Origin of the sequence: [Clostridium] saccharolyticum WM1 (assembly GCF_000144625.1) — a bacterium.
GTDB classification, from domain to species: domain Bacteria; phylum Bacillota; class Clostridia; order Lachnospirales; family Lachnospiraceae; genus Lacrimispora; species Lacrimispora saccharolytica.
This window is the reverse complement of sequence record NC_014376.1, coordinates 1,213,799-1,226,015: the sequence shown is the minus strand read 5'-3', so window position 1 is coordinate 1,226,015 and position 12,217 is coordinate 1,213,799. Positions and strand designations below refer to the sequence as shown.

The following is a 12,217-nucleotide window of genomic DNA, read 5'->3' as shown; positions in this document are numbered from 1 at the left end:
TAGTATTAAAAGGATACGTTTCAGTTAGAATACTTCAGTTGAGACAGGATCTTACTGAAGAAAAGTCCACAACCCTTTCCCTTTGAATTGTGGACCTTTCTATTTATTAGTTTTAATGTCTCGTTGAAACATCAACCTCGTTGTTGCGATCTGCATCAAAATAAGGATAACGCACTACTGTGGCACGAATCTCTTTTTGCGGATGTCCGACATCGCCCCATACTACTGTGAGCTCTTTTCCGAGCTCGGTATACTTGGGGTCGATAAACGCCATCGAAATCATCCTGCGATAATAGTTGCTGACACCTCTCCCAACACTGATGCCGACCGTCTTGCCGTCTGCCAGAACCTTATCCGCCAAATAGGTAAATCGTTCGCCTCCAAAATAGAACACATCGTTCGGACGATCCTCTATGTAGTCATAGGGTTCTACATCAGTTCCCCGGAACTGTGAGCCGTAAACTTCCATGATGTCGTCCGCATTCCATTCCAAGGTCACCACAGTGCGGGCAGGATTTGCCACTGCCTTTACAAGAGCCTCTTTCCCTGTAAATTCATGGTCAAACTTAACCAGATTAGCCCAACCAACATCAACAGGAGTGACAAAGCGCGTCTGAAGGTCATCGCCGACGCTGCCTACCAGCAGACGGTTATTATTATAGAATGCCCACCAGGGACGCGTGCCCAGGAATTCAGAGAATCCCTTAAACCCGAGATCTTCGCTTTCATACCAGGGAAGCGGATAATGAATGTTGATATTAGGGAATCCGCCTTCAGTATGATTCATGCAATAGGCGAGCTGGCCCAATTTTCGCATACCTAAATCTTTCCCGGCGTTCCAGACGATATTGTATATTTCCTTAGCTTCGGAAATATCACCATGAATCTCATATGCAACATTACCGGTCATACCAAGACGCAGTATGCGGACATTTTTGCCATTGATCTGAATCACTTTGTGTTGTGCAAATTTCAGATCTTTCAAATCCAGACCGGTAGCTTTCTCCATAACCTCAAGTGACAGTCGGCCCGCGATTTGGAAGAAATATTCCTTACCCGTCAGATCGTTGCCCTCAATGTCATATTCGCTCTTGAACTTCTGAACCAAGAATTCAATACAAGGAGCCAGCCAGTATGTCCGATACGTATCTTCTGCTATTTTCATCACAACTCCATCGGTCATAATCTGGCCCTTTTCATTGCAAATAATCGCATGCCTGATTCTCCCAATACTAAAATTATCAAAGTTGTTCACACAAATCCTGCCGAAAAATTTCGCTACATCAGATCCCTTTACGTCATAAATGGGTGAATTCATCAGGGCCGTCCCCAGATACGCAGTTTTTTTCCATGAATCGGTTTCATCGCGCCATCCGGTGTAGGTATAAGCAAAATAGCCCATTTCTCCGCTACCCATCAGTAAAGAAGCCCCTTCGTTTAAGGGATTGAAATCCGGTCTCGCATTACTCATAATTTTCTCTCCTTATTTAATTTATTTTTGTATATTATTACTATATTTCTATAACAATTGTATTGCCTGTCATACTTTAAAACAATGTATCCGTATCACGAAACAGACCAGGTCAAAAGTGTGCGCACAGCACAACGAAAGCCGCCTTGGAATCCCACGGCGGCTTTTGGTTCGGCTGTTTTTAATTTTATAAATAAACTGACCACTTAAAGTATTTCAAAATTCAGGTTTGAGATATTGCAGTACTTGATATGACCATATCACATGTAGTCTGGATTTACTGTCGTCAAGATCAATCGTGCAGAGTTCAGAAACTTTTCCAAGTCTATAAACTAAAGTGTTCCGATGGATATTCAGTTTTTTTGCAGCTATCGCAATATGCTTTTCTTCAAGAATATACATATAAAGACTTTTAAGATATTCAGTGTTATGAATTACATCGTATTGATATAACTTTGTCGCCTCTGGATTGCAAAGCGATACCACATTAATTGATAAAGCACACATATCAATCAGATGGGTAACGATATAATCCTCATAATGGTATAGTGCCTCTTTATGTGATAAAGCCTTTCCTTTTTCCAAGGCAATACTCGCTAATTTATACGCATCCGCAGAGAGAGGAAAACTATAATAGCGCATACTGATCCCAGCCTTGCTTTTTTGCATTTTAAGAAACTCATAAAATGCATTACTTATAATATAATCTATATTTCGGTTACCTGTACGATGCACAACAAGAAGAAAAGCATCTTGCAAATCAACAAGAATTGAATCAGGAAACAGTTTATGAGCTGTCAGCTCTACGTATTTTGCAGTACCATTAAGAACATGATCCTCACTCATCTCAACCTTAATAAGCTGATATTCATCATTCATATTCCAGTGTACTGCTAAAAGATTACGTCGTAATACCCTCTCATCGAGCATGAAGCCATCCAGCATGTCCAGAATAACCTTTTGAAGGTTTGTTGCTTGTAGGTAATAAGCATTCCCGGCCTTTTTTACTTCAATTATTAACAATTCAACAATTCTGTCAACAACTGGAAGCAGTTTCGGATTTAATTTTTTTTCACTACTTGATATTGTAATTGTTGCAATCCGTTTATTGTTTTCAATAAAATTTGCACTGAAGAATGGAGCAACTGGTTCCTGTTCAATATAAATTGCCCGGTTTGTTGTGTTAAGCAAATCTATAAGATCTGTATTTTGCATTACATCCATAACTATCTGACTTGATACACCTTGATTCAGTGTGTCCAACCACAAGCTGTCAGATACGTTTACACTATTCTCACTGGCCCCTAGCAAACGTAAAGCAGCATCACAAATAAAAACCGGATTATCAAATATTCTACTAACAATATTGAGCGTTGCTGAAAGCGAATCATTCCGGATAATTGCATCTTTAATATCCTGTTCATAGGTATTGTATTCGAAAAAAATATCACTAACCGCTTGGTATAATAGGTTCTGATTAACACAATTAGGAAAGATAAGCGCTTCGATTCCTTTTTCAATAATAAAACTTTGCGCTTCTTCATCATCTCCGATGCATATAATCGTCTGTGGTAAAACCTTGCATTTTTTCAAATCTTCATAAAGTATGAAATATAAAAATTTATTTTCCGAACAGTCTACCTCAAAGTAACAAATCCTATCCAATGAATTTTTACCATTTGCTTGATATATCTCAAAAAAATTATCATATTTTTCAGATAAATGATAAGCGAGAACCGAAAGAGTTAATCTCAAATTTTATCCCCCCTCTTGTACACTTATAATATTTTATTTACTATCAATTTATCACAATTATTGTATTTTTTGCAATATTTTTTATATATAAAGTAACATTTTTTTTGCGTATAGCAATAAGACCAGTAAAAAATGCACAAAAAATACACTTTCATTCTAAATATACCCTTTTCTTTATTTATATTATACGAAAGGGGAAAGTAACAAGTTTGTTCTCGTGCCCGATTCTTGACATCATGGATAGTGTGCTAGAATGCCTTATTGATCAACCCAAATTCGCAACATCCTAGCATTTCTGTCGAAGAAATGGATACAGGTGGCAGATAGGTATGATTGATGACAATAATGAATATATCCGTTATGCGATACCCAAAAGAGAAAGCCTAGATATTTACACGCGGTCGGAGGCTATAAGACTGATGAACCACATCAATAGCGGGGTGCGAGACAGCCTGAATAGCTGCATTTCATTCATGCTGTCCCAGATGCTTTTGAGCAACATATTCCATAAATTTTTAGAACTTTGGAAGACTCCTGCTGATCTAGGTTTCTCAAATCAAGAAGTTACTTCTTCATTTAACGTTTCTTACACCTGTTATCTTTTCTGTTGCATAATCAGGTCAGTCATTTTCTTCATATAGACAGGAATATCAAAGTCCTGAGGACATTGTTCCCGACAAGCGTTGCAGTTTATACATGTAGATGGTTTACATCGGCGAAATCCTCAAAGATTATGGTAATTGGAAGCTGCTCGAGGAGGCTTTGTGTCGTTGGATTATCCTCCAGCATAGTAACGGTTTCGGCTTCTGTGAATGTCAGTCGAATAAGTATTCTCTCATTATCGGTTCCGGACACGAAAAGATTAGTGCTTTCTTCAGTCTGAGTGCTTTTAACGGAGGCTTTTTCTTCACTCGTTGTATTGATTTCCGATTCCGTTCCTACTCCATCCCGGTCAAAAAGGAGACATAGACATACTAGAGGTGTTGTCATTTAAGCAGGATATAAGAAAAACTATGCAACTTAGGAATAAAACAAAAGCAAGTATTTTTTGCGTTTCTCATTATAGCGCCTCCACTTCATAAACTTAGGCCAGATATTGCCGACAAGTCATTGGATTGTATAGCCACCGTCAACGGATATAGCCTGCCCAACAACAAAGCTTGACGCTTGACTGCTGAGCCATAATACTGCATCGGCAATTTCATCCTGCCTCCCCAGGCGGCCTATCGGCATTAAACTAATCGCCTCTTCTTTTGATAGGTCGCCTGATTCAATCATGGAATGAACCATCGGCGTATCGATTGTGCCGGGACATACAGCGTTGATGCGAATCCCCTTCGGTGCATATTCGATTGCCGCGCACTTCGTCAAGCCTAAAACTCCATGCTTTGCCGCATGATAAGCAGCGCGTCCAGCACCTCCGACCAATCCACCCAATGAGGAGCAATTAACGATTGTACCACTTCCTTGCTCTCTCATACGCAGCAATTCATATTTCATACACAACCAAACGCCGCGAAGATTGACTCCCATAACAAGGTCATAATCACTAGCCGCTAAATCCGCCGTATCCGTCATAGGAACTTGAATGCCTGCGTTATTGAAGGCAGCGTCAAGGTGTCCAAAGGTTTTGATTGTTTTATCAACCATCTCTTTTACCTGCTGCTCATTGCTTACATCGCAGCAGACTGCTATGGCCTTATGTCCGTCTTTCACTAATTGCTCAGCCGCAGTATTGACGGCTTCTTCAATGATATCAGCGAGTACTACTGAAGCGCCATTCTTAGCAAATTCCCTTGCGGTAGTTAGGCCCATACCAGAACCTGCTCCTGTTATTAAAGCTACTTTGTTTTTAAAAGAAAAGTTCATTTTAATGTCCTCCAATTTTTATTTTGTGTTTATTTCGGATTACTTGCCTTAAACATTGCATCTATTAATACAAGCAGAAATTCTCCCGCTTAGTTTTTTATCTACAAAGGGAAGAAGCTCATCTCTGTCGTAGTAACGCAAGGTTGGCACCGTAATTCCCCTTTTTTGCGGCTTGTTTGATGGTATACTATAGTAAATTCCATTACTCATTATTGAATGTCTTCCTTTGCCAACAATTAAAACATAATGGATAAAGCTCAGGCATTACTTGTTTCCTGTCAATCCGGCATAAATCGAAAAGCAGTAGACATTGCTCCTCTGGATGAACTCACTTCACCTTTATTAAAGCAGGGGGAATCGAGGACTCACATTTATGCTTTCATGGACATGAAATTCCTTGTAGCCGCAGAATCCTTTATTTTTACATCGAACTGGGAGTATCACTTCCATAAACATTGATTTAAGACGAAAATATGCTATAAATACAAACCACAGAAAACCAGAATCAGTCTGGCTGCAAAAGAATTCCGCATTGGCCGCACTTACAAGTATTTTCAAAAATAGACGAAAGAAAACCCTATGGTTCATGTCGTTGAAATGGATACTATTGAGGAAAGTCGGGATATGTAAGCAGACATTCCTATCTATCTTGTTCAGAAACTACTAATTCAACAATGAAATGATTGTATCTTCTTAGGAGCTTTTTGCTGCATCTCTGCCACTGCTACAACCTGTCTAAAATCAACTACCATGACAATTACTACAAAAAATTCCAATTTATTTTTAGTTCTTTTCAATGCCCTTTAGGATGAAAAAGAAGGAGATAAAAATTATGTTTGGGTTTTATTTCATATAATCCTCACTGCCGGAATTGCAGGGTTATTCCTGCGAGCAAAAAATTGGGATTTTACAGGAGGAAGAAGAAATGGAATTATTATTAAAAGTAAAAGACATCCGCGTTGAGTATGCAGGACGCAGTGTATTAGATATTGATGAGTTGGAACTGTATGACTATGACCGCATCGGATTAGTAGGAAAAAATGGGTCTGGGAAAAGCACCCTCTTAAAGATACTATCTGGTGAACTTGCACTACCGAAGATTCAAATTGCAAAAAATGGTACCTTTTCCCTCATACCACAGATGGATGATGTTATTGTGAAAGATGGAAAGGATTACTTCCTGATGGGTAAATTGAATGTTGACAGACTTGAAATGCAGACCATGAGCGGCGGTGAAGAAACTCGTTTAAAAATTGTACAGGCCTTGTCAGAGCATGTACATGGAATTTTTGCCGACGAACCAACTAGTCATCTCGATCAAGAGGGAATTAACTTTTTAATCGGTCAGTTTAAATCCTTTCCGGGAGCATTACTCGTTATTAGCCATGATCGCTATTTTCTCGATGCTGTCATTGATAAGATTTGGGAATTGAAAGACGGGAAAATAACGGAGTATTGGGGTAACTATTCGGACTATGTAAATCAAAAGGAAGAGGAACGAAAACAGCAGATAAGCCAATATGAGCATTTCATTGCAGAACGGGACAGACTTGAACGCGCGGTTAGCGAAAAGCAGAAGCAAGCTCAAAAAATTGACCAAAAAGCAAAAGGAGCTAAAAAAAAGAATAGCTCTGAAAGTGGTGGACGCCTTAGTCATCAAGAGACAACAGGCAGCAAGCAGAAAAAGCTTTATAATGCTGCCAAAAATATGGAGCATAGAATATCCGCACTTGGCGACATACAAATGCCAGAAGCAGTTCGCACTGTCCGGTTTCGACAAAGCAAAGCTTTGGAACTGCATAATCCATATCCCATCACTGGAACGGATATTTGCAAACATTTCGATGATAAAGTGCTATTTGACAATGCCTCTTTTCAAATCCCGTTGGGAACTAAAGTAGCACTAATTGGAGGTAATGGTACTGGTAAAACAACATTGTTCCAAATGATTATGAACAGAGAAAAAGGCATAGTAATATCACCCAAGGCGAAGATTGGCTTTTTTTCTCAAACAGGATATAAGTTTAACCGAAAGCAAAGACTTATAGAATTTATGCAGGAGGATTGTGATTATCAAGTTTCTGAAATTCGATCTGTACTGGCATCTATGGGATTTTTGCAAAACGATATTACCAAAGAATTATCTTTTTTAAGTGGAGGCGAAATTATCAAGGTTTTACTTACAAAGATGTTATTAGGTCGCTATAACATCTTGCTTATGGATGAACCGAGCAATTTTCTTGATCTTCCTGCTGTTGAAGCATTGGAAATGGACACGGAGTTGACTTAATGATGCCCAGATGGATGCAGTATGCATTGGGTGATGAGACTGCTCGCTTTGGTGTTACCTGCTTTGATATTGAAGCGGGCCTTGACGCGCGAGAAGGCGTCCAAAAGGCCACTGACGCTAAGTGACTGGATGTTCAATAAGTTGGGCCTGGAGAGCCACATGTCTAAGCTTGGTGTTGATGAAGCAATGCTTCCTGAAATGGCGCTGAAGGCTGCCGAGCGTAATGGCGACGTCCTCCATGGCATCACTGATCTCACAACAAAAGACATCAAAAATATTTATCGTATGTGTAATCCAATGCAGTGACAATGCAAATCAGCTGGTTAAATGTTTTTGTAAATTTCCTACTATAAAAGCGGCCCTATGTATGTGCATTGGAGCCGCTTTTATAGCAAGACAATTTATATTTTGCCGTATATGTTTTAGGTTAGGCTTAAACTCAGTCTGTAAAGGAGGCTCCGGTATCAAGTACCAGGAACCTCCTTTACAGATTAAATGTGGATTCTACGGATACAGCTTAGCAGGGTCAGATGAATCTTTTGGTATAAATTCTTGTTAAAAATACCAGGGATAACCGACTCTTTTGTTAACAGCAGCTGATATCGTCAGTTTACACTTTACGTTATTCTATCAGCAATAAAATACCGTTATTTCAAATTCTCAGTAAAAAAAGTTTGCAGTTTATCAAAGGGAATCACATCTACTTTATCATATAAGTCAGTGTGAACAGCACCTGGAATAATCATCAATTCTTTATTATCGCCTGTCAGTTTTGCAAAGGCGTCTTTGCCAAAGTAACAGGAATGGGCCTTTTCGCCGTGAACAATCAATACCGCACTGTAGATTTCGCTGCTATATTGTAAAATAGGCATATTCAAAAATGGCAAAGAGGAGGTAACATTCCAACCATCATTTGAATTCAAGGATCTTTTATGATATCCGCGGCTCGTCTTATAGTAGTCATAATAATCCTTTACGAAGAAAGGCGCGTCTTCCGGCAGGGGATCTACAACGCCCCCGGCTCTCGCATATTCTCCACTTCTATAGTCAGCCGTTCTCTGTACATTCAGAGCTTTGCGTTTCTCATACTGGGCGTTTTCACTGTCCTCTGCGTCGAAATATCCCTTTGCATTTACACGGGTCATGTCATACATGGTAGATGCAACCGTCGCCTTGATCCGTGTGTCGATGGCGGCTGCATTCAATGCCATCCCGCCCCATCCGCATATACCGATAATACCGATTTTTTCCGGGTCAACATTGTCCTGAACGGACAGGAAATCTACCGCCGCTTGAAAATCCTCTGTATTGATGTCCGGGGATGCTACATATCTGGGGCTGCCACCGCTCTCACCTGTGAATGAAGGGTCAAAAGCAATCGTTAAAAAACCTCTTTCTGCCATCGTCTGTGCATACAAACCAGAGGACTGCTCTTTTACTGCTCCAAACGGGCCGCATACTGCTATAGCAGGTAGTTTGCTTTCTGCCTTTTTCGGTTCGTACAAATCGGCAGCCAGCGTAATGCCGTAGCGATTATGAAAAGTAATTTTGCGATGATTAACTTTATCGCTTTGGGGGAATGTTTTGTCCCATTCTTCAACTAAGTTCAATTTTTCTTCCATGTTGTAATCCTCCTTTATTTTGATTGTGGTACTCATACCAACTATTGCTTTTTAAAATAGTTAATTTAGCCTTTCAGACCTGTGACTACCTTATCCGGCACATCACTATAAACTAGAATAATATTGTAGTACCTGGAGTTAGGTACATGTCAAGGGGTTTTATAAGACTCCTATAAAATACAAGAATATATTCCATAAAATCACTCATATATTGGTTAAAATACCTTGCCTGTATCCGGATGGATAAAAATAATTGGCATCCCTTTCTGCTCCGCATACTTCACCATCTGCATAGTTCTGGAACATAAATTCTGCTCATTGTCATAGACTGCTATCAGATAATCCGCTTGGTCTACCATATCGTGAATATCGCTAACTACAATTACCCTGGCATGGTCCTGGATAAACTGCATCCGTGCCTTGCTCCGCTCGTCCAAGTTAGCATCATGTCTCTTGTAGGGTAGTATCACGTTTAAATCGACTTCCTCAAATCCTGGCTGCTCTTTCATCCGCAAAAGGATTTCTGCAGCCCACATATCCACGCCCAGAGCGCCCCCGACATAAAATCGGCGGACGCCCTTTTCATATAACAAAACAAATTGGTCATGTAGCCGTTTTTTCAGTCGCTTGCATCCACTCATATTCTCTTTATACTTGAATTTGAATCTCGTGGGCTTGTGGCCGATTACGGCACAGGAAAGCATCTCCATGAATATCCTCCTTCTGAATTTGTATTTTTATTTATTATACTTGCTATAGACGAAATAAATCAACCATGACCGCTTAAAAATCCATGCCATAGCAAGTAATATAAATGCTATAGCATGGAGGTGAACTAATGGATGATCTTTTAAAAGAGATAGGAAAAAGAATGTATGACCGGCGCAAGCAAAAAAATCTGACACAGGAAGCGCTGGCAGAGAAAGCAAATGTCACCCCGCAGACCATATCCACTGCGGAGCTTGGACACAAGGCCATGCGTCCGGAAACAATCATCTCCGTATGCAATGCCCTTGAAATCAGCACTGACTACCTGCTGCGTGGAGACATCACGCCATCGGATTACAATACGCTCATTCAAAAATCCTCTAATTTGACTCCCAGCCAGTACCGACATCTGGAGGATATCATCAGTAGTTACATTGCGGCGGTAAAAGGAAGCGAGGCATAGGATTTCTTCAAAACCTTATGTGTCGCTTTTTGATTAGCTGTTGATGCGGAAAGCAGACAGAGTTCCTTTGATCATGTTCCTCACATCTTCGTCAACATCGGATGATTTCGGTTCATCGGCTACAGGCTCTGGCGGCAAAAAAGGTTTCTTCTGCGCCGGTTCTTTCTGCTCCACAAAGGAACGAGATACTTCTGCAGTCAGCTCTGTACCACCTTTCTGCTGACGCAGGATATCCAGAACAATGGCTTCAATGGCCGCCCTATCCGGCATTTGCCGTACAGAAATATCCGGCGTCTCACTGCAATGGACATAGTGCAAGATTGCGTTGGCAATGAACCGCGCCTTGCTGTGTGGGTCTTGCTGTTCTAGTAGACGGATCACCTCGGCATGAGCCGGGTCTTTTTCATTTAACCGCAGGGTGAACCTCCCGCGCTCTTTTTTAGCTACCATGATAATCACCTGCCCATCATTTCAATCTGGTACAGGTACTCATAACCTTTCGCATTAGCATTGATGTCGTCCACGAACAATGGCGTGCCCACCTTGCCGGATGCTTCGATTTGCCGGCGCAGCAGGATAGCGCCACCGCCTACAAAAATGACCTTCATAAAACGCAGATCCAGCATCCGCTCGCGCAGGGTACTGAACAGGTCGCCCACAAACTGCTGGGCCTGCTGCTCCACCAGTCGGACAGCCGCCTCCGGGTAATCTACTCCCTTGCCCTGCAGAATGATATCCACATCATTTTCATCCAGCAAAATATCCAGTTCAGCGTTGGCCTTGGATCGAATACGATTATAAAGCAGAATCACACCATTTTCCAGCGAATCACAGGTAGAAAGGTCTGCCTGCCCATTTTTCAAGAGCAGGTAATCCGCCGTGAATCCGCCAATATCCAGGATTACCGCTTTGGTGTCGTCCATCAGCTGATAAAGCATAGTTGCAGCGGCCGCATAAGCCTGGGGGAAACAGCCTACGTCCTCGATGTAGACCTCATAGGCTTTCCCATTAAACGAGAATCTAATGATACCGCGCCCTTGAAAATACTCTGTGAACCGTTTGACTTGAGCCCCGAAGTGAGCGGGTGGCAGACCCACGGCCAGTTTGACCCGCACCACATCCCCGGCACTGCAGCCTCTAGCTGCCATCTCCCCGGCCAGTGCAAACAGCGTCAGCACAAAAAAGCGGTCATCATCTGTCTTGTCCTTGCGGTAAGGGATGCGCTGGTCCGTAAGCGTGTAATAGACTTCCTTATAGTACAGCACATCCTTGCCAAAGGGTTTGGTTGTGCTCTGTTGCAGACCGGACACAAACGGCTTGCAGTGAACGGTCTTCATCTGTTTATTTCCATGATCGATTCCAATGAGCGTCATAAAAGTTGCCCTCCTTTTTTTGTTGTTATACTAATCCTTTACGCCGAGATTGCGTCTTTTTCAACAAAAGATAGAGTGGATTTGTCGAAAGGACTTTAAACAAAGTAACATCCCCAGGGTATCCGCTTTTCAAACGAATACCCTGGGGATGTTTACAATCAATCTATGCAGCCTCTGATATTAGCTGAAACCTAATACTTGAGGCTTGCATATAGCACAAAGAGTCTCTGCGGCTTTCCTGGAACTCTTACTACCAGAACCATATCTCACAGTTCCTATAACATACATGTGGGTCAATTTACTTGCTCTGAGCCTTTGAATTACTCCGTGATACTGTAATACCCTCAAAGAATGCCGAATAGTCAACATTAAATATTTTTTGTAGCCCGACCAAATCACTAACAAACACATTGCCCTTACCCATTTCTATTAAAGAATAGGTACTGCGACTTAATGGTGAACCCAAAACTTGTAACTGTGCGACCGTTTGCTCCTGTGTTAATCCACGAGAGAGCCTTATACGTTGTATGTTATGTCCAAATTTCTCATCTTTAATTATCTTTTTCATAAATAAACCTCCCAAATTGCTAATAGGTATAAGCTGTATATTGATATTAGCAAAAAAATGGAGTAATATTGCTTATAGATATAAGCAATATTACTTCA

At 41.1% G+C, this 12,217-nt stretch carries 12 protein-coding genes and 1 pseudogene; 3 read left to right on the top strand and 10 right to left on the bottom strand.

Features of this window, described 5'->3' with window-relative positions; genetic code table 11:
• Positions 1 to 112 precede the first annotated feature (112 nt).
• The 5 genes and pseudogenes from CLOSA_RS05780 to CLOSA_RS05765 form a co-directional block, all read right to left on the bottom strand.
• On the bottom strand, positions 113 to 1,471 hold the full coding sequence (locus CLOSA_RS05780) for an aminomethyltransferase family protein (RefSeq protein ID WP_013271837.1): 1,359 nt from the start codon (positions 1,469 to 1,471) through the stop codon (positions 113 to 115).
• 216 nt (positions 1,472 to 1,687) lie between these two features.
• On the bottom strand, positions 1,688 to 3,226 hold the full coding sequence (locus CLOSA_RS05775; protein WP_013271836.1) for a PucR family transcriptional regulator: 1,539 nt from the start codon (positions 3,224 to 3,226) through the stop codon (positions 1,688 to 1,690).
• 595 nt (positions 3,227 to 3,821) lie between these two features.
• Positions 3,822 to 3,932, bottom strand: a pseudogene (locus CLOSA_RS23660) (4Fe-4S binding protein); the annotation flags it as partial.
• Positions 3,917 to 4,216 carry a cyclophilin-like fold protein gene (locus CLOSA_RS23655; protein ID WP_166431296.1) on the bottom strand — a complete coding sequence of 100 codons (300 nt, stop codon included), beginning with the start codon at positions 4,214 to 4,216 and terminating at the stop codon, positions 3,917 to 3,919. The gene CLOSA_RS23655 and the pseudogene CLOSA_RS23660, both read right to left, overlap by 16 nt.
• A 117-nt stretch (positions 4,217 to 4,333) precedes the next feature.
• The gene (locus CLOSA_RS05765) at positions 4,334 to 5,095 is read right to left on the bottom strand and encodes an SDR family NAD(P)-dependent oxidoreductase (protein ID WP_013271834.1); all 762 of its coding nucleotides are present in this window, start codon (positions 5,093 to 5,095) and stop codon (positions 4,334 to 4,336) included.
• 925 nt (positions 5,096 to 6,020) lie between these two features.
• Between CLOSA_RS05765 and abc-f the strand changes: the two genes are divergently transcribed.
• Positions 6,021 to 7,385 carry a ribosomal protection-like ABC-F family protein gene (gene abc-f, locus CLOSA_RS05760; RefSeq protein ID WP_013271833.1) on the top strand — a complete coding sequence of 455 codons (1,365 nt, stop codon included), beginning with the start codon at positions 6,021 to 6,023 and terminating at the stop codon, positions 7,383 to 7,385.
• Between the two features lie 21 nt (positions 7,386 to 7,406).
• Positions 7,407 to 7,691, top strand: a complete 285-nt coding sequence (locus CLOSA_RS22590) for a hypothetical protein (RefSeq protein WP_157668995.1) — start codon at positions 7,407 to 7,409, stop codon at positions 7,689 to 7,691.
• A gap of 341 nt (positions 7,692 to 8,032) precedes the next feature.
• On the opposite strand, the gene CLOSA_RS05755 is transcribed toward CLOSA_RS22590, so the two are convergent.
• Entirely contained in the window at positions 8,033 to 9,007 is a 975-nt protein-coding gene (locus tag CLOSA_RS05755) for an alpha/beta hydrolase (protein ID WP_013271832.1), read from the bottom strand.
• 215 nt (positions 9,008 to 9,222) lie between these two features.
• Positions 9,223 to 9,717, bottom strand: a complete 495-nt coding sequence (locus CLOSA_RS05750; RefSeq protein WP_013271831.1) for an SLOG family protein — start codon at positions 9,715 to 9,717, stop codon at positions 9,223 to 9,225.
• A gap of 128 nt (positions 9,718 to 9,845) precedes the next feature.
• Between CLOSA_RS05750 and CLOSA_RS05745 the strand changes: the two genes are divergently transcribed.
• Positions 9,846 to 10,178 carry a helix-turn-helix domain-containing protein gene (locus CLOSA_RS05745; RefSeq protein WP_013271830.1) on the top strand — a complete coding sequence of 111 codons (333 nt, stop codon included), beginning with the start codon at positions 9,846 to 9,848 and terminating at the stop codon, positions 10,176 to 10,178.
• A 33-nt stretch (positions 10,179 to 10,211) separates the two neighbouring features.
• Here the strand turns inward: CLOSA_RS05745 and CLOSA_RS05740 are convergent, their stop codons facing one another.
• From CLOSA_RS05740 to CLOSA_RS05730, 3 genes are all read right to left on the bottom strand, one after another.
• Positions 10,212 to 10,628, bottom strand: coding sequence for a hypothetical protein (locus tag CLOSA_RS05740; RefSeq protein ID WP_013271829.1), 417 nt, complete (start codon positions 10,626 to 10,628; stop codon positions 10,212 to 10,214).
• A 5-nt stretch (positions 10,629 to 10,633) separates the two neighbouring features.
• A complete protein-coding gene (locus tag CLOSA_RS05735; protein ID WP_013271828.1) occupies positions 10,634 to 11,551 on the bottom strand; it encodes a ParM/StbA family protein in 918 nt (305 codons plus the stop codon).
• Between the two features lie 298 nt (positions 11,552 to 11,849).
• The gene (locus CLOSA_RS05730; RefSeq protein WP_013271827.1) at positions 11,850 to 12,119 is read right to left on the bottom strand and encodes a helix-turn-helix domain-containing protein; all 270 of its coding nucleotides are present in this window, start codon (positions 12,117 to 12,119) and stop codon (positions 11,850 to 11,852) included.
• Positions 12,120 to 12,217 lie beyond the last annotated feature (98 nt).